The sequence below is a fragment of the Terrisphaera buseokensis genome (assembly GCF_047521145.2).
Taxonomy (GTDB): domain Bacteria; phylum Verrucomicrobiota; class Verrucomicrobiia; order Opitutales; family Opitutaceae; genus ER46.
Genome location: NZ_CM134186.1, coordinates 1,551,508 through 1,573,153, shown reverse-complemented (window position 1 = coordinate 1,573,153; position 21,646 = coordinate 1,551,508). Strand labels below are relative to the sequence as shown.

Annotated in this window: 16 protein-coding genes and 1 other RNA gene; 4 read left to right on the top strand and 13 right to left on the bottom strand. The window is 64.5% G+C overall.

All coding sequences use genetic code 11. The features are described from left to right. Positions 1-32: 32 nt before the first annotated feature. From ACLJEU_RS05715 to rpsT, 9 genes are all read right to left on the bottom strand, one after another. On the bottom strand, positions 33-1,868 hold the full coding sequence (locus ACLJEU_RS05715) for a type II secretion system protein GspD (protein ID WP_414660526.1): 1,836 nt from the start codon (positions 1,866-1,868) through the stop codon (positions 33-35). A 1-nt stretch (position 1,869) separates the two neighbouring features. Next, a complete protein-coding gene (locus ACLJEU_RS05710; RefSeq protein WP_414660527.1) occupies positions 1,870-2,430 on the bottom strand; it encodes a hypothetical protein in 561 nt (186 codons plus the stop codon). Then, positions 2,427-2,984, bottom strand: coding sequence for a hypothetical protein (locus ACLJEU_RS05705; RefSeq protein WP_414660528.1), 558 nt, complete (start codon positions 2,982-2,984; stop codon positions 2,427-2,429). Before ACLJEU_RS05705 ends, ACLJEU_RS05710 begins: the two co-directional genes overlap by 4 nt. Further along, positions 2,981-3,601 carry a hypothetical protein gene (locus ACLJEU_RS05700; protein WP_414660529.1) on the bottom strand — a complete coding sequence of 207 codons (621 nt, stop codon included), beginning with the start codon at positions 3,599-3,601 and terminating at the stop codon, positions 2,981-2,983. The genes ACLJEU_RS05705 and ACLJEU_RS05700 overlap by 4 nt, the downstream gene beginning before the upstream one ends. Then, complete coding sequence (locus ACLJEU_RS05695; protein WP_414660530.1) at positions 3,585-4,637, bottom strand: hypothetical protein; 1,053 nt, start codon at positions 4,635-4,637, stop codon at positions 3,585-3,587. Before ACLJEU_RS05695 ends, ACLJEU_RS05700 begins: the two co-directional genes overlap by 17 nt. Positions 4,638-4,901: 264 nt before the next feature. Continuing rightward, positions 4,902-5,003, bottom strand: coding sequence for an AURKAIP1/COX24 domain-containing protein (locus tag ACLJEU_RS05690; protein WP_414660531.1), 102 nt, complete (start codon positions 5,001-5,003; stop codon positions 4,902-4,904). A gap of 60 nt (positions 5,004-5,063) precedes the next feature. Then, complete coding sequence (locus ACLJEU_RS05685) at positions 5,064-8,252, bottom strand: UvrD-helicase domain-containing protein (protein ID WP_414660532.1); 3,189 nt, start codon at positions 8,250-8,252, stop codon at positions 5,064-5,066. After that, on the bottom strand, positions 8,249-11,059 hold the full coding sequence (locus ACLJEU_RS05680) for a PD-(D/E)XK nuclease family protein (protein ID WP_414660533.1): 2,811 nt from the start codon (positions 11,057-11,059) through the stop codon (positions 8,249-8,251). The genes ACLJEU_RS05685 and ACLJEU_RS05680 overlap by 4 nt, the downstream gene beginning before the upstream one ends. 178 nt (positions 11,060-11,237) lie before the next feature. Further along, on the bottom strand, positions 11,238-11,498 hold the full coding sequence (gene rpsT / locus ACLJEU_RS05675; protein ID WP_414660534.1) for a 30S ribosomal protein S20: 261 nt from the start codon (positions 11,496-11,498) through the stop codon (positions 11,238-11,240). A 222-nt stretch (positions 11,499-11,720) separates the two neighbouring features. Between rpsT and ACLJEU_RS05670 the strand changes: the two genes are divergently transcribed. From ACLJEU_RS05670 to ACLJEU_RS05655, 4 genes are all read left to right on the top strand, one after another. Further along, positions 11,721-12,413, top strand: a complete 693-nt coding sequence (locus ACLJEU_RS05670) for a response regulator (RefSeq protein WP_414660535.1) — start codon at positions 11,721-11,723, stop codon at positions 12,411-12,413. Between the two features lie 243 nt (positions 12,414-12,656). Beyond that, positions 12,657-13,244: a type IV pilus modification PilV family protein gene (locus ACLJEU_RS05665; protein ID WP_414660536.1), complete on the top strand. Its 588-nt coding sequence runs from the start codon at positions 12,657-12,659 to the stop codon at positions 13,242-13,244. Beyond that, complete coding sequence (locus tag ACLJEU_RS05660; protein ID WP_414660537.1) at positions 13,241-13,984, top strand: PulJ/GspJ family protein; 744 nt, start codon at positions 13,241-13,243, stop codon at positions 13,982-13,984. Before ACLJEU_RS05665 ends, ACLJEU_RS05660 begins: the two co-directional genes overlap by 4 nt. A gap of 5 nt (positions 13,985-13,989) precedes the next feature. Next, positions 13,990-17,463 carry a hypothetical protein gene (locus ACLJEU_RS05655; protein WP_414660538.1) on the top strand — a complete coding sequence of 1,158 codons (3,474 nt, stop codon included), beginning with the start codon at positions 13,990-13,992 and terminating at the stop codon, positions 17,461-17,463. A gap of 127 nt (positions 17,464-17,590) precedes the next feature. On the opposite strand, the gene ACLJEU_RS05650 is transcribed toward ACLJEU_RS05655, so the two are convergent. The 4 genes from ACLJEU_RS05650 to ACLJEU_RS05635 all read right to left on the bottom strand — a co-directional run bounded on the left by ACLJEU_RS05650 (position 17,591) and on the right by ACLJEU_RS05635 (position 21,590). Beyond that, entirely contained in the window at positions 17,591-18,475 is an 885-nt protein-coding gene (locus ACLJEU_RS05650; RefSeq protein WP_414660539.1) for an NHL repeat-containing protein, read from the bottom strand. 392 nt (positions 18,476-18,867) lie between these two features. After that, positions 18,868-20,049 carry a DUF3500 domain-containing protein gene (locus tag ACLJEU_RS05645; protein ID WP_414660540.1) on the bottom strand — a complete coding sequence of 394 codons (1,182 nt, stop codon included), beginning with the start codon at positions 20,047-20,049 and terminating at the stop codon, positions 18,868-18,870. A gap of 139 nt (positions 20,050-20,188) precedes the next feature. Then, positions 20,189-20,616, bottom strand: an RNA gene (gene rnpB, locus ACLJEU_RS05640) — RNase P RNA component class A. Between the two features lie 254 nt (positions 20,617-20,870). After that, positions 20,871-21,590 carry a zinc ribbon domain-containing protein gene (locus tag ACLJEU_RS05635; protein WP_414660541.1) on the bottom strand — a complete coding sequence of 240 codons (720 nt, stop codon included), beginning with the start codon at positions 21,588-21,590 and terminating at the stop codon, positions 20,871-20,873. Positions 21,591-21,646: the final 56 nt, after the last annotated feature.

Genomic DNA, 21,646 nt, shown 5'->3' with positions numbered 1-21,646 from the left:
TGGTCGAACGCTGGGTTGGCTGCGCGTTGCGCTCACTTCTTGGCCGGAGGGATGGACGACATGAACGGATTGGATCCGTCACGATGACCGGGGAGTTCCTCACGCGTCATGTTCAGGCCGCGCACGCGCTCGGAATCGAACACCTGTTCGACCGTCGCGCCCTCGGGGCTGATGGTTTTCGCCGTGATGAAGATGATGAGATTCGTCGACTCCATGTTCTTGGCGTCGGACTTGAAGAGCCGGCCGAGGACCGGGAGGTTGCCGAGCACCGGGACCTTGTTGGAACCGTTGGTGGTGCTGCTCTGCATCAGGCCGCCGATGCCCATCGTGAATCCATCCTTGAGGGACACGGTGGTGTTGGCCTTGCGGGACTCGACGATCGGAATTGCGGCACCGTTGAAGTTCGCATCACGGTTCGACTGGCTGACCTCGGGCTCGACGGAGAGCTTGATGAAGCCGCGCGAGTTGACCTGGGGCGTGACCTTCAGGATGACGCCGATCGGGCGGTAGGTGAAGCCGCTGACCTCGTACACGCCGCGCTCCGAGTTGTAGGTGTAGTTCGGAATCGGGCGCTCCTGGCCGACGTTGATCACGGCCTGGGTGTTGTTGAGCGTGACGATCGTCGGATTGGAAACGACCTTCGTCTTCTGCATCGACTGCAGCGCGCTCAGCACGAGGTTGAAATCGCTGGCGGAGAACACCGCGTTGAGCGTGCGAGTCGTGCCGTCGGCGTTGAGCAGCGAGCTCAGGTTGTTGAACACGTTGTTCACGCCGTCCGCGATCTGATTGTTGGTCCCGTTCGTGTTCGTCACGGTGGTGCCGTTCGTCAGACCGCCGGTCGTGCCGGTCGAGGACGTGGAGGTGACGATGCCGCCGGTCGAGGTGACCGTGCTGGAATTCGTCGAGCCGCTGTTCTGACCGTTGTTGACCGAGGTCAGCGTGGTGCCGGTCGTCGTGTTGGTGCCGATGCGCGTGTTGCCGAGCGTGTTGTTATAGCCATTCTCGGCCCTCTGGTCGCGGTCGCGCTTGAAGTCGAGGCCGAGCTTGCCGGCGTTGATCTGGTAGTTCGCGAGCGAGGACCAGTTGACGCCGATGTTCTTCACATCGCTGTCGCTGACCTCGACGAACTTCGACTCGATCATGACCTGGTCCGTCGCGCGATCGAGCTGCTCGATGATCGGGCGGATGCGGTTCATGCGCGACGGGCGCTCGGTGATGACGAGGCTGTTGCTGCGCGCGTCGACCACGATCTTGCCGCCCGCGGCGGCGTCGACCAGCGACGTGACCGTCGGGAGGATGTCGCTCGCCTTGGCGTAATTGATCAGGAAGACGTCGGTCGAGGTCGGCTCCTGCAGGAGGCTCTCGTTGCTGACGATCTTGATGATGTTGCCGTCCTCGATGTAGGTGAAGTTGACGGGCTGGAGGACGCTCTGGAAGATCTGGCGCCAGGTGACGTCGCGGAGCTTGATGGTCGTCTTGCCCTGGAGTGTATCCGGCATGATGATATTCAGCTCAAAGAGGTCGGCGACGTTGCGCAGGATGTTGCGCACGTCCTCATCGGGGAAATCGACCGAGAGGGTGTCGCGGCCCGCGGCGTCCTTCGACTTGGTCGCGGTGCCGGCGGGTGCTTCGTCGGCCTTCGGCACGGCGGCGGCCACGGCGGCAACGGTGGCCACCGGGGCGGGCGCGGACGTTTCGACCGCGACAGCGGGAGCCGGCTCGGCTTGCACGAGGGCGGCGGGCGCGACGGCAGTGGTCGCGGTGGCGTCGTCAGCCACGGGAGCGGCGGGCTGTTGAGCCAGCACGCGGAGGGCTGGCATAGCGGCCAGCAGCGCAGGGACGATGATCAGGAGCGTGCGTGTGTTCATTTTATCGAACAGGTTTGATGGGCCGGGTAATTTCCTCGCCGCGGTAGCGCAGCGTGTAGGTGGTGCGATCGATGGCCACGAGCTCGAGCTCGTAGTCTTCACTGTTATACGTGGCGGTGAAACGAGTCCCCACCTCGAAAGCTTTGCCTCCAATCAGCAGCCGCTGGGTGCCGCCGCGCTGGATGGTGCCGCTGGGCACAAGCTGGCCGGCCAGCTTCTCCAGCGTCTCACGGGCGCCCGGAGGCGCGACGGGCCGCACCGGGCCGGCGGCCACGGGAGCGGGCGCCTCGGCGCGCTCAGGCCGGTCGAAGCCGGGCGGATTGAACGGTGATTCGAAACCCGACGGCAGGGCCGGCAGCGGCTTGCGCTGGGACAGCCGCTCGGCGTTGCCCACGGAGAGCTGGCGTTTCTGCGGCGGCGGCAAGTCGGAGGTGACGCGCGCGGCGGCAAAGCCGCTTGGCAGGGCCGCGCTCAGAAACGTCACGCCGATGAGGGTGAACGTGCGCGGTGCCAGCAGGGCCGCAGCGGCGACGCCGCCACAGGTGAGAATGCGTTTGATCATGGTTGACCGAGAAGTTCCAGGCTGAGCGTCAGGGTCACCGGCGCGTTGCGGGCGCTCGGGCTGCCGACGCAGCTCGCGCTGAGAATGCGGCTGTAGTGGGCGCCGTTCTCCAGTTCGCGCAGGAACTGGAGGAGCTGGGTCATGGTGCCCTGGGCGGTCACCGCGAAACCCACCGGGAGGAAACTGGCCTTCGCCGGACGGGTGGAAACGGCGGGCGTCGTCTGGCGCAGATCGAGAATCTTCACGCCGGTGTCGGCCTCGACCTTGTAGAAATACTGCGTGTTCGTGCCGAGCTGGCTGCTGCGGATGACGCGCTTGTCGATCTCGCGGCCCGCGTTCGTGAGCGTTTCCAGCTGCTCCTTGAGCTGGGCGGAATACTTGATGTTGAGGGCGATTCGCTCGCCCGCGGCCGTTTTCTGGATGAGCGCCGCCTCAGCATCGGGCATGGCCTCGCTGCGGAGATAGAGCCCGATTGCCAGCACGAAGCTGAGCGCCCCGCAGCCGAAGCTGATCGGGTTCTTCTTGATCAGGACCATCGCTTCCTCGTTGGTCATGACTTCTTCCCTCCGGTGGCGGGTTTGCTGCGGAGCAGGAACTCCACGGCCATCCGGCCGGTGCCGGGATTGCGCGACGGCGTGCTGGTGAACGTCGCCTCTTCAAATTGAGAAAGCTCCTTGTCGGCGCGCAGCTGCTCGAGATAGGCCGTCGCATAACCGCTGGCGGCGGCGGAGTCGCCCTTGACGGAAAGGCGGAGCGTCATGCCCGTGTCGCGCAGCTCGACCGAGTCGAGCGCGACGTTGACCGGCAGGGTCTGCGCAAGGCGGACCAGCAGGGTCGAGACGATCGGCTTCGAGGTCACGAACGTATCCACTTCGGCCAGACGCGCCTCCTCGGTCTGGAATTTCTTGTAGAGGGCGAGCGCCAGATCACTGGTGGGTTTGTCCCGGTCGATCTGCGCCTGCACCTGGGCGATCTGCTGGCCGAGCGAGTAAAGCTGCCACTCGCGCAGGCCGAAGTAGGCCGCCAGCGCCACGACGAGCGTGATGGACACGCCGTTGACGAAGAATGCGGTGCGCACGGCCTTGACGTCCGGCAACCGTTCGTAGTTGCGGAAGTTCGGGTGCCAGGCCGGCACGACCGGGGCGGAATCCGCCTCACTTTTTTTCTTCAACAAGGACAGCATTGACAGGGTCGTTTTGGGCCATGAGCGCGAGGAGTCCGAACCAGCGGATATCCTGCGTCTGCTTGGCAAAGGCGTCCGGAACGGAAATCTGGGAGGCTTGCAGCCAGGCGGTGGTGTCGAGCGTGAGGCAGCTGATGCCGAGCGCGCTCGCGATGGCGCCGTCGATCCACTTGAGCTTGGGCGAAAGCTGCGTCGTCAGCACCTGGCCGACCGACTGCCCGGTCTGGACCTCGTAGAAACCGATGGCCGACTGCAGCTCCTTGAGGAGCCGCTTGACGAGCAACGGGCCCATGCCGGTGAAATCAAAGGTGTTCGAGTAAAACAGCTTTTTGGCCGACTCCTCGTCCTTGAGGCCGAGCTCCTTTTGCACGATCGGCACCATGGCATCGAGGCCCTGGGCAAACGACCGCGAGGCCTCGAGGCCGTTCGCCGTGACAATGTACGAGTGGGTCGCATCGGCGCCGATCTCGAGCACGAGCACCGGGGTCTTGACCTTCATGCTCGCGAGACAGCTCGCCACGCCGCCGATCGTCGCGATTGAACCGAGTTCAAGGCGTTCGGGATAAATGCCGCGCTCGAGCAGCGAGGTCTGGGTCTCAACCGCGTCATCCATCGGCAGACCGCAGAAAACGGCGTCCTTCTGCGTCCCCTTCACGAGATCGAGGTCCGTGCCGTCGGTCGCGTCGAGAATCGCGAGGGCGTACTTGTCCTGGTCGATGTGAAACTGCTGCGTGCAGATTTCGACCAGATAGGCCGGCTCCTTCATCCGTTTCGGCTCAACCGTGTGCCGGCGGACGAGGCGGCGCGACGGATAGATGCCGACGGAAGCATGGACAAAGCCGCTCGGGCTCTTCTTCGGCTGCAACTGCGCCAGGATGGCGTCGAGCTCGGCCGCGTCGCCCGGCGCACACTCCCGGAGCTCCTCAATGACAAAGGGCGCGACCGCCGACGACGTCCGCGCCACGAGCACGGCATGGTCGTTCTGCTCGACGAAAAAGCCTTTGGATTTTTTTGAGAATAACATGCAGCTGGGCGCAGTTTGGCCATCACCTCATCGGCCCTTACAACCCCAATCAGCACCCCATTCCCCCCAAGACCCGCTATTTACGGTTTCTTAAGCAAAGGTTCCGCCACCGCCGATCGCTGCCGTGTCATCTCCGCTGATACACGCCAGCCACCCTCCCTGGGCCCCGGTCGCGGCGACTCTCCGGGGCACAAAAAAACAAAACCCGCCGCGAATGGCGGCGGGTTTCGAAATCGAAAAGGGGGACGACGGGCGCGTCTTAACTCACTTCTGCCACGTGCGCTTCTTGTGGCGATTCGCTTTCAAGCGCTTTCTGCGCTTGTGCTTGTTCATCTTCAGACGACGTTTCTTTTTCAGATTGCCCATGGTGGTTTGATTTGGCGGAGGGGTACCGTGCGGCGGGAGCGACGGGCTGTAAAGCCGAATTTACGCCGGCGGCACCAAGAGGCGCTTTTGGAGGCGCGTTAAGACGATTTCGCCGCTCACGAACTCCAAGGGCGCGCCGGCGCAAACCGCTGCCGCCCGACGGTAAAGATTCAACTGGGCCGAATGGCGGCACAAGGCCTCCTCCACTCCGGCCGAATCCCCCACCCGATCGGTCTTGAAGTCGAAAACCGTCACCGCGTGCACCGCATTTCGCTCGTCCCGCTGCACAATCACGCGGTCAAACACCCCGGCCACCCACGCGCCATCGAGCACCACCTCGAACGCACGCTCCCGCCACACCTCCGCCCCGGCCGTCCGCGCCCACACCCCGGCCAGCGACGGTGCCCGCAGGCACGCCAGCGCTTCGCTGACCGCCTCCGCGGGTAAACCCCGCCGGCCCCATTCGCCAACCGCGGCCGTGTCCGCCCACTCCACCTCGGCCAGAAGTCCGTGGACGACATTGCCGAATTCCGCGGCGTCGCCGGTATCGAGGGCAAACAGTTGCGCGGCGAACGTCTTGCCCGCGGCTTGCGCCGACGGCCGGCGCGCCGGTCGCCGCACCGCGGGTTCCGCGGTGACCAGGTCGGATGCATGCTCCTTACTCGCGTTGCCGCCGTCGGGATCAGCCTGCGCCGGAATCAGCGCGCGATACCAGTCCGGATCGCCTGCGCTCCACGTACCGTCCGCAGTTACGGCTCCGATGCGGATCGGCTGCGTTTCAGCGCCGATCGTTTCCGCCAGGAGCTTGGGGTAGTTGCGTGAAGCCGACGTCCCGACCGGCTTGGTGATGACGTACATCGCCCGCTTGGCCCGCGTCATGGCGACATACAACAGCGAGAGCGCCTCGTAGCCGGCCATCGCCTCCGCCGCCTCTACGTGAGCGCTCAAAGTGGCGTCGGGTTCAGTGTAGAGCTTCGGCGGCAGATCCAGGATCCACTCGACCGTCCGGTCAGCACTGCGCTGCACCGCCAGGCCGGAACGCCGTTGATCGATGCGCTGGCCCTCGAGATCCGGCAGGATGACCACGTCGAAGCCGAGTCCCTTGGACTTGTGGATCGTCATCACCCGGACAACACCCGCGCCCTCGACGCTCCGGATCGCGTGGCGCTCCATGAAGGCGATGAAGGCGGCGACGTCGCGTTCTCCGGTGGCATCAAACAAGGCCGCGGCGGCGACAAACTGCCGCGCCCGCCCGCGGCTGAAGGCGTCGGCCGGGTGCAGTTTCGCCTCAAGGCGTCGCGCCCAGAACTCCATGGTCCGTTCGAACCCGTCGGCGTGGATGCGGCCGAGCACCCGGCGCGTCAGCGTATCAGCATCCCGGATGCCCTCGGCCTCGAGCACCGCCTGGAGCGGCGACATCGCGACGTGCTCCTTCGCCAGCCGGTCGCCCGGATACGCCGCGACCTTCACCAGCGCGAGCAGGCCGGCACCGAGCGGATTGTCCGTCGCAATGTGCAGATCGGATTCCGCCTGCGCGGGAATGCCGCCCTCGCGCCGCAACACATCGGCCAGCGTGGTGGCCATCGCGTTGGTCTGCGTCAGCACCGCACAGGTGAGGCCGCGCTCAAGCGGGGCGATTTCGTGGAGCAACTGCACCGTGAGCGCCGCGCGGCCGGCCGCATCCTCGGCCTGCAGCCACGCCGCGTGTCCGCCCAGTTCGGGTCGCGCCGACGAGTGATCCCGCCACTCCCGGTTCCAGGCCGCGCTGGCCGTGCCGGGAAACAACTCCGTCAATACCAGGGGCTGGCCGAACACGGCGTTCACCATCGCGATGACGGGCGGTCCGGAGCGGAAGGACTGCACCAGGTGCTGATCCACGATCGTGCCGGGCGCGGACTGGTTATAGTGATCGTAGATTTCGCGAAAAAGGCGCGGGTCGCCTTCGCGCCAAGTGTAGATCGCCTGTTTCACATCGCCGACGCAGAAGAAACTGCGCTGTCCGCTCGCATCCTGCACCGCCTCGTCGATCAGGTTTCGCAGCACGCTCCACTGGCCGTAACTGGTGTCCTGAAACTCATCCAGCAGCCAGTGATCGAACTGCGCATCGAGCCGGAAATCGATCAACAGCCGACCGCCGACTTCGTCGGATTCGAAACGTGCGAGCGTTTCGCCGCTGACGTCCGGCTGCAGCAGACGCTGCACGTCGGAGAACGTAAGGCGACCGCTGCGCCGCACCGCGTCGTGATACACCGCGTCGTAGCTGCGCAGCACCGCATGAATGCCCCGCGTCGACTCCATCCGGCGCATTAGCTCCCCGCCGACGATGTGCCGCAGAATCGCCGCGAGCGCAGCGCATTCGACGGCGCCGAGCGCGAGCTTCTTTCGCTCCACCACCATCTCCGCCGCTCCGTCGCGGATGCCAGCCCACACCGCGAGCGCGTTTTTCAGGATGTACTCCACGGGCGCCGGCAGCGGCGCGCCGGGCCGCCATTCGGGCAACGCGCCAAAGAAGAGGGTCCAGCGCGCAAATTGTTTCTCCGGCAGACCGCGCCGCTCGAGCGACTGACGCAGCGACGCCAACGCGTCCGTGACGCTGGGTCCGCCGGGCTCGAGCCACTCGCAGCCGTCCGGCCAGATGCGGCCGGGATCGCCCCACGGGGCCGGCGACGGGGCCGCGAGAAACGTCTCCTGATGCTCGTCGAGAAATCCGTCGAGCCGCCCGCCCAGTTGCTTCTCCTCGGTGCCGAAGGTCGCCCGCTTGAACGCATCGATGAAATCCCGCTGGGCCGCATCGAGTCCGTCCGGCGAGCGCGCAAACATCCGCTGCAACACCCGCCGCCGCTCGACCCGCGCCGCGTGCTCCTGCAGGACTTCGAAATCGCCCGTCAGTCCGAGCTCGAGCGGAAACGCCCGGGCGATGCGCGCAAAAAATCCATCGAGCGTGCCGAGCCGAAGTCGCGGCATCGCATCGACCACGCCACGCAGCAACCGGAGAAAATCCGCGCAGCCCAGCGCGGGCTGCTCGATATCGGCCGCCAGCCGCGCCGCAAATCCGGGATCGCGCGCCGCGCGCCCCAGCTTGTGCAGGATCTCATCGAAGAACTCGCCCGCTGCCTTGCGCGTGAACGTAAGGGCCACGATCCGCTCCGGCGGCGCGCCCGCGGCCAGCAGGCTGACAAAGCGGTTGGTCAGCGCGTAGGTTTTTCCCGATCCCGCCGACGCGAGGATCATGATGTGACGGAGCGTCATGACGGGGCCTCCCACGCGACAGTTTCGACCGCCCCCTGATGGAACAGCGATCCGAACGGATCGCGGTCGGCATCCAGTTCCACCGGCGGCCAGAATTCGCCCGCGCGGATGCGCGCCGCCACCCCTTCGGTGCACGCCTGCGCCGCCGCCAGCAGATCACCGGAAAGCTCCGGCCAGAGCGCCAACGCCGTCTCGCTGGCCGCCTTCGGCAGGTTGATGTAACCGCAGGAAACCGCGCCCGCGCCACCCGCCTCCGCGGCGATCGCCCGGATGTACATCGGCAGCTGCAGGTCGGCCCACACGCAGTCGCGGCCGTCAACGTTCACGCGCATCCAGTCGGGCAATACGTCCTCGCCCTCGCGCTGCGGCCGCAGGTGGGATTTGACCGGCGGCACCGCGGTGTCCGACGTCTTGTAATCGAGCACGCGCCACGCGCCGGTGGTTTCATGCCGATCGATTCGGTCGATTTTTCCGCGCACCTCGAGACCGCCGACGTCCAGCGAGAACGCCCACTCGACCCGCTGCACGATCCAGCCCGCCGCGCGCTCCGCGGCCTGCAACGCCGCAACCTTGCCCAGGCGCTGCCGGGCTGATTCCAGCTGCACCACGATTGGCAGCGTCAGCTGTTCACCAAAACGCGCTCGCGCCACGCGATCGAATTCGGCGAGCAGGAACTCCCGGAGCGCCGCTTCGTCCACGCAATCGCGCAACGCGGGCGCCCGGGCCATCGCCTCGAGCGCCGCGTGGCACAGCGTGCCAAAGTCCCGCGCGTCCATCTCCGTCTTCTCCGGATCCACGGGCTCCATCCGCAGCACCTGCGTCAGATAGAAACGAAACGGACACGCCAGCCAGGTGCGCAGGCCCGTCACCGGCACTTTGGCCGGCGGCTGCAGTCGACGGGGATTCAGTTTCCAGGCGCGAGTCCACGGCGGCTCGGGTGCCTCGCTCGCCGCGGGCCGGAAGAGAAAATCGATCCGCGCGGGCAGCTGCGCGTCGTCGCAGCGCAACAAGAGTCGGGACGGCCGCAGCGGGTCGCCCCCACCGGAGGCCCGCGCCAACAGCACGTCGAGCCGGCCGCCCTGCGCGCGCGACGTCGCCATCGCCTCCAGCAAATAAGCGTCACGGGCGAAACGCGCCGCATTCGAGCGCAGACCGAGCCGAGCGCGGAGTGACTCCGGCAGAAACGGATCGCCGACGATCGCGTCCGGCACCAGGCCGTCATTCATTCCGGCCACGATGAGGTGCGGGGCGTCTTCCCAGAGCAGCTCCAGCCACCCCTGCAGTTCGAGTGAAGCGTCGGGCTTCTCCTCGGTGCGGCGGCTGTCGCCATAGAGCCGGAGCGCGACGTCCCAGGCGTCATCGGATTCGAGACCGGCAAACTGATCGCGGGCGGCCGCGCATTCGCGCATGACGTCGCGCCACGCCGCCGCCGCTTCCGCCACGCGCGCATCGTCCGCCCGCCGCAGTTCAAGCCGGCGTTCACCGAACACCAGCTGCAGCGCCGCCAGTGCACTCGCGGGAAACTCCTCCGTGCGCAGCACCGCGCGCAAATCGGCCACCACCTGCAGCCCGCGCGCGACCGATGACTCGGGACCAGGCACCACGCGTCGGGCCTGGTCGAGATCGGCCGGCAGGTGTTCGGCGCGCAGGTCGTCCAGTTCCTCGAGAAAATCCGCCACGGAAAAATCCGCGCCGCATCGCTCCTGCAGGCACGCCAGAAAGTCCGGACAGCGGGCAAGCGTGGCCATCGTATCGAACGACGCTTCGCGCGCGAGCGCGGCCAGGGCCGCCAGCAACGTGTAAAGACCCTCGCTCCGCCGCACGCGCCCCTCGGGATTGTAGTAGCCGATACCGGCGCGCGCGAGCGTGTGCTCCAGGCGCGGCAGGACGTCCGGATCCGCTAGGCCGACGGCGACATGACCGTCGGGTTCGGGATACCGCTGGATGATGTCAGTCGCGCGACTCGCTTCCGCAGCCGGATCCGTAACCACGTGCACACGACGCTCGAAGTCGGGCAGCGCAATCACCCGCTGCGCCCAGGCGTCCGGCACCGGCCGGCCGGCGCCGTCAAACAGATCGGTCTTGTCCAGCGGTCCGAATACCACGACGTCCACCGGCACGCGCCCGGCCCAGCAGTCGAGCATTCCAACCAGCAAGGGCAAAGGGTCCGGTGACGCCAGCACGACCACCCGTTCGATCTCCGGCGGCAGCACCGGGTCGGCGGCGAACGCACGGCGGGCGGCGTGCGGCTCAACCCGATCACGCGCGGCCAGGGCGTCGATCTGCAACTGTTCCAGCCGCGCGAGCTGTCGCCAGCGTTCGCCTTCGGGAAACTCCGGACCGGCGCGCGGCGCAACGTCGGCGAAACCAAGCCCGGCTTCTGTGAGCTGGGACTGGAGCCGAAACAGACTCTCGGCGAGACGCCAGCTCCACGCAAAATCACGTCGGGGCGGCGCGACGGGAAACACGGCCGGCACCGCGGTCAGGTCCACGCCACGCAGCACCTCCGCCCACGCCAGCAGCGCTTCGAGTCGCGTGGCAACGCCGGCACCCTCGCTGGCGAGCGCGAGCAGTGTATCCGGAGTATGGGCACGCGGTGGGAACACCGCCGCGCCGTGCCGCGCCGCATGCTCGGCCAGCGCCTCGCGCAGCCGCCGCGCCGATTGCCGCGTCGGCACGAGCGCCAGTGTCCGGGAAAGATCGAGCGGCCCGGATCCGTCCCATTCGCGTCCGAGCCACGCCGCGATCTGCGGCAGCCACGGCCGTTCCCACGAGAGGAAGTGGCGGTGGCAGCGGACGAATGACATCGGGGCCGAAGATGAAAGCGGGTTTCGGCCGCGTGCAAGGCTGGCTGCGGCCGGCCGTCAGGACGACGCGGCCGGCGTCACGCGACGCACGGGGGGCAACAAAAAACCCCGCGCGCAACGGCGAGCGGGGTGAAAGGAGAAGAAAGGGAGCGGGCGACGTCGGAACGTCGCGGGCGCCTTACTTGGCGGCGAGCGCCTTGGAAGCGTGGGCCTTGGCCCGGGAGGCGGCGTTCTTGTGGACGACGCCCGACTTCACGGCCTTGTCCATCGCGGAGACGTAGTCGGCCGCGGCGGTCTTGCCGGCGGCGGCGTCCTTCGCGGCGATCAAAGCATCGAGCCGTTTGCGCAACGTCTTGAGACGGGTCTTAACCCCGCGGTTACGTTCGGTCAGGCGCACAGCTTTGCGCGCGGCTTTGATAGCGGATTTCGTGTTGGCCATAGCGATCGAAAGATTGGAGCTGGCCAAAGACTCAAACGCGCGCCCCTGAGTCAAGGGTTTTGTCGGTCGACCCCCGTCGCATTCTACCGACGTGCACCACGACTGCGCTCCGGCGGTCGATTTTTTCCCGGCGGTCAGTCGCGCGCGGCCGGGGCGGCGCGGCTTTGCACTCGTCACGAACAGGCTCGCGCACGAGTGTGGTCGTCAGCAGTTGTTCCCTTTATGAATGCCACGCGCGCACCGATCAGGGTTTTGCTGGTGGACGATAGCGAACTCATCCGCGTGGGCGTCAGGACTGTGCTGGAACGCTCCACCAATCCGCTGATTCAGGTGGTGGGCGAGGCGGGCTCGGTCGAGGCCGGTGTGCAGGAAGCATTGAAACTGAAACCGCAGGTGGTGCTCCTCGATATTCGCATGCCGGACGGCAGCGGGTTCGATGCCTGCCGGCAAATTCTCGCCCAGCTGCCGCAGACGCGGGTCGTAATCCTCACCGCCCATTCCAACGACAACCTCGTATACGATGCGGTGAGCTCCGGTGCCCACGGTTACCTGATGAAGGAGATCAATCCGGCGGGATTGGTGCAGGCGGTCTACGATGTGTCCACCGGTCGCTCGATTCTCGACCCGGAGGCGACGTCCCGCGTCCTCAGCCTGCTCCGTGGGGCCAGCAGCGGCGAACTCGTTCACGGTCAGGCCCTGTCGGCCCTTTCGGCGCAGGAACGCCGGGTGCTCGCACTCGTCGCCGAAGGCATGACCAACAAGCAGGCCGGACAACGGCTCGGCCTCAGTGAAAACACCGTAAAGAACTACTTGGTAACGGTGTTCGAGAAGCTCCAAGTGAAGCGCCGGGCCCAGGCCGCAGCCCTTTATGTGCAGCAATCCAGTCCCGCAAACCAGCCGGAGAGCGGTCGTTAGCAACGCACGTATCGGCCCTAGTCAGGCATAGCCTTATCAGGCCTATTACATATAGGCCTGATCAACGCATCCATCTGCCCCTAATGGGCGGGGCTAGTCTTCCGATAGGGTGGCTTGTCCATGAGCTACTCTCTTCCCCACCGGCTAAAGGCGACCCTGCGGTTTGAGCGAAACGATCCTGGCGGTGTCCCCGGCCGAACGCGTCGCGCGGCGTCGTCCGGGTTCGGTTTTCCGACGCTGGCCATGAGCTTGGTCGAGGTGATGGTGGCGCTCACGTTGCTCGCGGGCGTGATGGTGCTCTTCATCACGTCGTTTCTCCACTCGCGTCGCGTCACCGAGTCGAGCGTCCTCAACGCCGCCTGCACCAGTCTGGTCTACGGCATCGTCGAGCAGATGAAGGGATTCGACTACGAGGGCCTGATGCCGAGCTACGACATCGATGCGGCCGCTCCGGCTGCCGTCCGCGATCTTCCGCCCTACATTCGCGTGCGGATCAACCAGGACCGAACCGTGTGGCTGCGCGTGGTGCACACCGCGTCCGGCGCGCCTCAGGCCCCGACGACCACGCCCCTCCCCACTGCCACCGCCGCCAGTCTGGGCGCCATCGACAATTTTATCGGATCCCTGCCGCTTTCGACCGTCACCGGCTCGGCGTCCCAGGAGCTCTCGTTGAACCTGTGGATCTGGATCGATGAAATTCCGGACACCGCCAAGGACGTGAGCGAGGTCAAGAAAGTCACCGTCGTCTACACCTACAGCTATCAGGACGGCGGCAGCACCCGCACGATCCGCGACCGGGAAGTATTCCTTCGGACCCGTTACGACCAATGAAAACGTTCACTAAGCACCGGCGCAACGCCACCGCCGGCTTCACGCTGGTCGAAGCCATCATCAGCATGTCCGTCGGGGTCATTACCATCGGACTCAGCCTGGGCACGTTCATCTTCGGCCTGCGGATGATGTACAAGGACAGCGTCCGGCTCCAGACCAACGCCAGCTTGCGCTACTTCACCGCGCAGATGGCCAAGGAGACGCTCGATTCCTCGGAGTTCTACATCTTTCCCTCCTACCAGTCACTGAACGGCTCCGTGAACCTGACGACCTCGGTGTCGGCCCTCGAGACGGATGCCTACGGCGCCAGCATCGCGCATGGAGACTGCGTCGTCCTTGTCACCCGGACCGCGGTATCTAGCAGCGCGGCGATCCGGCAGTTCCGCATCTACTACCGCGTCGCAACGGTGGCGAACCGCAACAACGAGGCCCCCATCCGCTACTACGAGGGCACCGACTACGGTCAGTCCAGCGCGCAGACGGACCTCGTCGCGCTGTTGAATGCCGTGAATCTGAATTCGACGCCGGTATTCAGCGGCTCGCGTCAGCTACATGAGCGAGCCAAGGGACGCCGCATCGGCACCACGGCGAATTTCTATCCGGTATTTTGCAGCGAGGCACCGACGATCACGGCCACCAACGAGAATTTCTCCATCAACGTGGAATTCGTGAACGGCACCACGGCCAACAACCTGATCTCCAGCAGCAGTTTCAACTACACCGTTTCACCCCGGCGATGAACATCATGAACGCTCTCCCACTCACGCGGTCCACCCGGCGCGGATCCGCGCTCATCACGGTCGTGTTCCTGATTGGAATCATGGCCCTCCTCACCGCGAGCATGCTGATCTACAGCACCGGTGAACGCCGCTCGAACGAACGCCACCGCCTGATGCTGCGCGCGCGGAACATGTCGGAAAACATCTCCGCCTACGCCGCGGAGCAGATCACGACCAAGCTCTACCGGCTGCGCAGCTTCACTCCGATCGCCTACATGACGGGCGTAAACCAGACGTATCTGCCGCCGAACAGCGTCCTCGATTCGCTCTTCACGTCGAACAGCGTCGGCATGGAGGTCCGCGCCGGCCTGACCGGCTCGACCGGTTACACGTTCATCGATCCGGCCACGAATCCCAACAACGCCAACGCCGGCCTGCAGGTGAACACCAGCACGATTCCGATCATCGCGAAGGCCACGGCCACACATCCGTCGATCGGTTCAATCGCCGCGTACACCGAGTACGACCTCGAGGCCGACATGGTGCCGCTCTTCCAGTTCGCCGTGTTCTATAACATGGACATGGAATTCGGACCCGGCGCCGACATGATCATCTCCGGTCCGATCCACACCAACGGCAATCTGATCGCCCGCAACCAGACCGGCAACAGCACGAGCATCCTGCAGTTCACCGATCGCGTGAGCGCGGCCGGCGGTTTCTTCGCCGACACCGGCTACAAGGGCCCCCTCTACAATGAAAACGGGACCGCGGACACCGGTCCCGGCGGCACAGGGCCGCTGCGCCTACAGAATACCGCAGGCACCGTCACCGATATCCGGTCGGGTGCTCTCTGGCGCGATCACAAGTACGGCAACAGTGCTGTCAGTACCTCGAGCCTCGCCAACTTTAAAACCTTCGCCTCGTCGACCTACGGCGTGAACTTCCGCACCAGCGTGCACGGCGTCACCCCGCTCGTGCTGCCCGGCGTCTCGAACTACAAGGAGACGAACGATCCCGACACCGCCGGCGATGATCGCGACAACGGCCGTCAAATCATCGAACCTGCGGCCGCCACCGACACCGCCCAGTTGAAGGAGACCAAATTCGCCCGCCGCGCCGGTCTCTACATCATCGTCAATCCTGACGACGAGGTGCGCACCGGCGTGTTACCAAACGCGACGACCGTATCGATGCGCGCCCGCTCGTACCGCTGCTGGCTGAACAAGGTGAACGCCGACCTGACCCATACGCTGTCCGAAGTCATCCTGCCGGGCCAGCCGAGCTATGGCGCGCTCAACGCCAACATCAACAACCTGCCCAACGCCTACCGGGCCGACACCGCCGTGCGCCACAATCAGGTGCTGCGGATGATTCAGGGCGGCGGCGTGGACCAGGTCGACACGGGCTATGCCGCCGGCTCAGCGGCACCCACCATGGCCAGTTTCGCCGACGCCTTTTTCTGGGATCTCCGCCGCGCCAACAACAATCGGGGCGGCGCACCGTTCGAACGCGCGACCTATCCTTACGCGCCCCGCCCGATCGTGAAGGTCGATTTCGATCTCACGCGATTCAAGATGGCAGTGGAGCGCACGATCAACAGCGCGTCCACGAGCACTGTCTACTATTCCGCGCGGCCGACCGACGCCACCACCTGGGGCAATTTCATCTTCAACGCCTCCGCCACCGCCGCCGCCCACGGTCTCGGCATCGGCGCGGCCTTCGACACGTTTCCGGCCGTGGCCCCGCTGCATGCGATCAATCTCACCCAAGCCGCCGTCTACGCGCCCACCGAGATCCAGATCGGCGGAGTCAGCCGCTCCGTCAATGCCGCCAGCGCCGCGTACGCCGCGCGTTTCATCGTGGCCGACAGCACCGACGGCAGCACCTACACCGACCGGTATACGTCCTCCACCGATGAGAGCTCTTTCGTCTACACGCCCTCTTCAGGAAAAACCCATTTGCGCGTGCGCCTGTACCTGGCCGGCGCTGCGCCCACTGCCGCGCGCCTCTGCGACGAGGAGATCATTCCGATCGTCTCGGACACCACCACGACGGTGACGAGTGCGCTGACGAACGACTACCATGTCGTCCCCACGAGTTCGACCGGCACGACTCCGATTTACACCGATGCGATCACCGAGATGCGCGTCTATGTCGGCGGCATCGACGACACCGCCAACTGGACGTACACCGCCGCCGTAAGCAGCGTCACCGGCGCGTTCGGCTCCGGCCCCAACGCGAATCGCTACACCGTTTCCGCCCTGAGCGCCAATACCGGCACCGTTACGATCACCGCCACGAAGGGTGTCACGACCACGACAAAGGTGTTCAGTCTCGCGAAGCAAAGCAGCATCGCCGCCATCGCCGCGCCGGCCCAGGAAGGCCGCTGGATCACCATCGGCAAACAAGGCGGCGCCGATCCCTTCAAGATGTACTTCGCGCCGGCGGACCCCAACGACGCCCTGATCAAGAGCAATCCCAGCAGTTTCGCCGTCGCCGCCACTGACCTGATCAATACTGCCTCCGCGTCCCCCTGGTTCGACGGCATCACTGTCTACGTTCACTCCGTCGATGCGGAGGTGCGCGCCCAGACTTCCGGCGCGCCCAATCGCATCGACTCCGGCGTGCGGCTCTGGAATGGCCGCGGTTCCGTGATCTCCCTCGACGGTACGACGTACCCGGGCCGCACCGGCTTCAGTTTCGCCACCAACGACGCCGCCTATCTCGTCGGGCATTTCAACGCCGACGGCACGATCAACTCGACCTCGACCGACACCGCCAATCCCGGCGGTTACAGCGCCCGCTATCCCGAGGCGACATCCGAACGCCTGACCTCGGTCATGGCCGACGCCATCACGATCCTCTCCCAGCCGACCTTCAATACGTCGTACCAGCAAACCGGCGGCTGGTCGGATTCGCTGAGCGCGCACCGCAAGGACAACGCCGCGGCCTATACCACCAGCTGGTCCACCACGGATCCCGACGGATCGACCAATCGCCGCGACGGCGTGAACACGTCGTTCGTCCCCGCCGCAATGCCCTTCATGGGCAACACGGTCGCCGGCAGCGGCACGGCCACGACCTACAAGCTGCCACCCTCCAGCACGGAAATCTCCACCGCGATGCTGATGGGCATCGTGCCCACGAATCACAATCCGACCGGCCTGACCGACGGCGCCCCGAGCTCCGGTGCCAACAATCAGAGCAGCGGCGGCGTCCACAACTTCCCGCGCCTCTCCGAACACTGGAACGGCACGGGGCTCTACATCCGCGGCTCAATGGTCGCCATGTTCGAAAGTCGCGTCGCCATGGAACCGTGGACGCTGCGACCGTATACTGCCGCCGGCCGCTTCTGGGGTCTGCATCAGTCGCTGCGCAACGTGAACCACGATCTGCCGCTTGAGCCCGTGCTGCTCAATGCGCGCCGCGTGCGCTTCCGCGAACTCACCGCCTCGCAGTACAACGCGCTGAAGACGACGATCGAGGCGCTGCCGCACTAATCACGTTGCCGAACTCTTAAGAACGATCACCACAACGAAAAAACGCCGACCGAAGAAAACACAGCCCCAAGGCTGTGTTGTTCTTCCGTCGGCGTTAAAGGCAGCAAAAGCGAATTCTGACTCGCAATTATGAGGCCGACCGACGCCGTCCCGTAAACGCCAAGGCCATTAGACTGAAGCCAAAGAACCCGAGACTTGATCCGCCATCGGGAACGTTGCCCTGGTTAGGCTGCTGAATAACGCCTCCTAAGTCTTGGGCTGCAAAGGTCCAGTTTTCGTAGCGCGAATTTGCCGGAAGATTGGCTTGGCTCACGAAAACTCCGTTCAAATCGTATTTGGTAACAATGTGGGTCTGTTCGTTCGAAATGTAGAAATTGACGCCATTAAAGGCGATTCCGTTGTTGCCACCTAAGGCCGTAATAAAGGGGGTTCCGGGAGCCGGTGCCACGTAGGCCAAAGGACCATTCCCGGCGGGAATCGAATACATATCGTAGGGCCCGATTTGGTCACCCCGATTCGCAACTACAAGGCCATTGAAAACCACTAGACCATCGCGGTACGACGAGGCCGAAGTGGGAAAGAGGTGCGAACTCAACAATGTACCGGCGGTATCATATTCCTGGAGCACATTGCCTGCTCCGCTGCCGCCGTGAGCGAACCAGAGATGATTGTCAGCCGTCACTGCGATCGAGTTCATGCTCTGTGCAATCGAAGTCGTAAACGCAACGCCCAGAGATGCGCCGGTTGTCATATCTATTTTATAAACTCTAGTGTCTCCCAATAGAGTGTAATAGCCCGTCGTTCCAATAACAGCGATCGAAGCGGCGCTACCCGATCCCACCGGCACGGGAATCGAACTTAAGACAGCCCCGGTATCGCCGTTTAGCGACTGGATCGTCGTAAACTGGTTGATGGCCCAGAAGGTCGTGGAGACCGCATGTGCCCGATGGAAAACGCCGACGACTGCGGCGAGGATGACAAATCTGTGAAACCAGCTTATTGATTTTTTCATTGGAGTGGAGCGAGTTCTCCAAGCTTACGGCGTTCCCCCAAAAAAACCGACGCAGGTGGAAGACGTAAGAATCTATCAAAAAGTCGCTTACGCCGATTAAAAACCTACCCACTCCAAACGCTCAGTAGAACTACCGCCGTTTTGCGTAAGTATTTCCGACATCGATTCGGCAATTTTAACAAAATGATACCCAATGATTTCTTCGTCAGAGGTCGCCAAGATTCGGGGCCGGAACATCCGGCCCGCTCATTCGCGTCAGTTTCCCGACTGCGGTTTACCCAAGGAAGACGGGCATGAGAAAAATTGCTTAAAGCCCACCCAATGGCATGTTAATCCTCAGTCACTCTGAGCCGCACTCTCAACCCTCCCCTTGTATATAATGCGAGGCTGCCTCAGTGCTTCGCCTGCTCGTAGTGCTGGCGGAGGAGGTCCTTCCCGTAGTCATTGCCGTTGGGCGTGCGCACGACGGCGTGGATGTGCTCGCGATTCGGCAGCTGTGGATTGGCGGCAAAGTGCCGCAGGTTGGCCGGGCGCTGATGATCAAACTCGATCAGGATCACCGGGCTATGAATCCGGTAATAGAATACGCTGTCATCGGCGTGGCCGCCAATCCACGCGAAGTGCGTCCGATCCAGGTGCGCGCGCACCTCGTCCAGCTTCACCTTCGCGTGACCGGCATCCATGTTGCCGACGAAGAGTTCGATCAGCCGGAGCAGATCCGCTTTCTGCGCGGCATTCAGCTCCTTGCCGGGCAGGCCCGCGTAATCGAGCACCACATTGTCCTTGAACGCCTCGGTGAGATTGTTGTTTCCGGTCTTCGACACTTCGAGCACAGCGCGAGCGCGCTGGGTGTCGGAGAGCGAGCGCAGCAGCGCGAGTCCGCGGTTCTGCTCGTCCTGAAGAATCGTGACGCCCTTGTATTTGCCCGACGGAGCGACGACCGGCTCGGAGCCGACGAAGACCGGCGACATCACGACCTGATCGCGCAGGACGAAGTAGTTGATGATCAGATGGTGTCCGTCGATCTGCCAGCCCCACGGCTTGTCGGCCGAAGGCTCGCCCATGATGGTGATGTGGTAGAGCCACTCGCCGTACTCCGTGAAGTTGTTTTTGTTCAGTTCAGCGAGCGTGTGGTTCAGCTTCATGATGTCCTGCGACAGCTTGAGGCCCTTCGCACTGAGCGACGCCTGCAGGAGACCGAAGGCGACCGTGCGTTGCGCGGGCGTCATCTCGTCGAAATTCACGCCCTGGCGGGTGTAGCGATGGATGTTCATCCATTTCCGCCACTCGGGATCATTCACGGGAAACGTCGTCCGCGCGCGTTGATCCGGCGTGAGCGCGGCGAGAAAGGCCACCGCAGCCTGGCGTACTGGATCCGTGGAGACACCTGTCGCGCGCACCGGGAACAGTCCCGGCTGCACCGTGCCATTGGTCGTGATGCCGCGAAACGCCTCGGCCAGAAAAGCGGCTTCGCGCGCGGCGACGCTGGGCGCACCGCCCGGCTGCGGGGCTTGCGCGTGAAGACCTGCGAGCGGCAGCAAGGCCGCGACCATCCATCGAGTGGGATAAAGCATGGGAAACGGGGTGGCAGGACATTCGTGCCGTCACCGGTCCCAACGCGAACCGAATCGCACGCCCAATCCCCTGTCGCCTGTCCCCGGTCTTCTGTCCCCCGTCTCCTGTCTCCTGTCCGACGATCCCCGGCAGAGTTGGCTTTGGGGCCGGTAAGCCGGATTCTGTTCCCCCCGACAAGTCGGGGTTCGGTCGCCATTTTTCTCGGGCCGACTTGCGCCAGCCCGCCTTCCGTTGCTCCCGAAGGAGCGCGGGAAAGCGCGGCATACCCGTGGTTATGGGACGGGCCGTCCAACCACCTATTTTGCCTTGCACCGGAAGGGGTTTGTCATGCCGCCAGCGTTGCCGCTGACGCGGTGGGCTCTTACCCCACCTTTTCATCCTTACCCGTCTGAAATCTCAGATCTGAGATCTGAGATCCAAACAGGCGGTCTGCGTTTCTGTGACACTGTCCGTCAACGCGCTTTGAGACGCGCTGCCCGCGCTTGCGGTGAAGCTTGCGCGGCATCCTGCCCTGTGGTGTCCGGACTTTCCTCTCCGAACTTTCTAAAACGGGCGCGGCATTACCCGCGCCTTGGGATCAAAGAACTCGGAGCGACGACCAGGCCCCAAAGCCAGGGGCCGAACCGTGCCGCGATCTGCGCGCAAAGCAAGACGGCATCACGGGGGGGACGGAATCCGCACGAGAGAGAGATGTGACTGACTGGGACCGCGACCGCCCCCGGTCGCAATCGAACGGTCAAAGGCAACGGATGACGTGCGACCGGGGGCGGTCGCGGTCCCGGCGCAATCAACGGTCCCACTGCAATCCCCCCGCCCCGGATCAATGATCCCAGTACACAATCCGCCCGCACTGATCGCAGGTCGGCAGGGGCGAGGCTGGCTCGAGCGTTTTGCTGCGCGAGGCGGATTCGACTTCGCTCGAAACCTTCAGATGGCAACCGCCGCACTTGGCGGCGTGAATCGCCACGACCGCCGGCATGTTGCGGGCTGCGATGCGATCGTACACGCGGAGGCGAACTTCTGCCACCGGCGCGCGAGCCGCGGCCGTGTCGGCCTGGGCGGTTTTCAATTCCGCGGTCAGGCTCGTCTCGCGATCGCGCAGCGTCTTGATGCGCGTCTCGTGGCCGGAGATGTTGGCCTTCAACTCGGCCTCGGCCGCGACGAACTTCTTTTTCGCCTCGTCGATCGCGTACATGATCTCGAGCTCCTTGCCCTCGAGCTCGCCAATCTGCGCCTGAGTCGTGGCGATTTCGTGGCCGAGCGCCTGATATTCGTCGTTCTTGCGCACGGACAGCTGCTGGGTCCGGTAGCGCGCGAGCTTGTCCTGGGCGGAGCCGATCTCCGTCTCTAGCACCTTCTTCTTCGCCTCGAGTTCGCGCATCTCCGTGCGGGCGGTGTCAATCGCCGCTTTCTCGGCCGCAATTTTCTGCTCCACGCGGGCAATGTCGCCCGGCACTGTCTTCAGCTGCCCTTCCACGCCGAGTCGCTTGAGATCGCGGTCTTGCAGGATCAACAGGGCTTGAATCACCGGGTTCGGCATGCGTTGACCACTCTGCCGCCGGCCCGTCGACGGTCAAATGAAAGTCTCGGCCGTTG

Coding starts and splice junctions, on each gene's coding strand:
- ACLJEU_RS05690 (WP_414660531.1), bottom strand. CDS start 5,003: ATGGGCAATCTGAAAAAGAAACGTCGTCTGAAGATGAACAAGCACAAG.
- ACLJEU_RS05705 (WP_414660528.1), bottom strand. CDS start 2,984: ATGACCAACGAGGAAGCGATGGTCCTGATCAAGAAGAACCCGATCAGC.
- ACLJEU_RS05645 (WP_414660540.1), bottom strand. CDS start 20,049: ATGCTTTATCCCACTCGATGGATGGTCGCGGCCTTGCTGCCGCTCGCA.
- ACLJEU_RS05710 (WP_414660527.1), bottom strand. CDS start 2,430: ATGATCAAACGCATTCTCACCTGTGGCGGCGTCGCCGCTGCGGCCCTG.
- ACLJEU_RS05650 (WP_414660539.1), bottom strand. CDS start 18,475: ATGAAAAAATCAATAAGCTGGTTTCACAGATTTGTCATCCTCGCCGCA.
- ACLJEU_RS05660 (WP_414660537.1), top strand. CDS start 13,241: ATGAAAACGTTCACTAAGCACCGGCGCAACGCCACCGCCGGCTTCACG.
- ACLJEU_RS05680 (WP_414660533.1), bottom strand. CDS start 11,059: ATGTCATTCGTCCGCTGCCACCGCCACTTCCTCTCGTGGGAACGGCCG.
- ACLJEU_RS05670 (WP_414660535.1), top strand. CDS start 11,721: ATGAATGCCACGCGCGCACCGATCAGGGTTTTGCTGGTGGACGATAGC.
- ACLJEU_RS05665 (WP_414660536.1), top strand. CDS start 12,657: ATGAGCTTGGTCGAGGTGATGGTGGCGCTCACGTTGCTCGCGGGCGTG.
- ACLJEU_RS05695 (WP_414660530.1), bottom strand. CDS start 4,637: ATGTTATTCTCAAAAAAATCCAAAGGCTTTTTCGTCGAGCAGAACGAC.
- ACLJEU_RS05685 (WP_414660532.1), bottom strand. CDS start 8,252: ATGACGCTCCGTCACATCATGATCCTCGCGTCGGCGGGATCGGGAAAA.
- ACLJEU_RS05655 (WP_414660538.1), top strand. CDS start 13,990: ATGAACGCTCTCCCACTCACGCGGTCCACCCGGCGCGGATCCGCGCTC.
- rpsT (WP_414660534.1), bottom strand. CDS start 11,498: ATGGCCAACACGAAATCCGCTATCAAAGCCGCGCGCAAAGCTGTGCGC.
- ACLJEU_RS05715 (WP_414660526.1), bottom strand. CDS start 1,868: ATGAACACACGCACGCTCCTGATCATCGTCCCTGCGCTGCTGGCCGCT.
- ACLJEU_RS05635 (WP_414660541.1), bottom strand. CDS start 21,590: ATGCCGAACCCGGTGATTCAAGCCCTGTTGATCCTGCAAGACCGCGAT.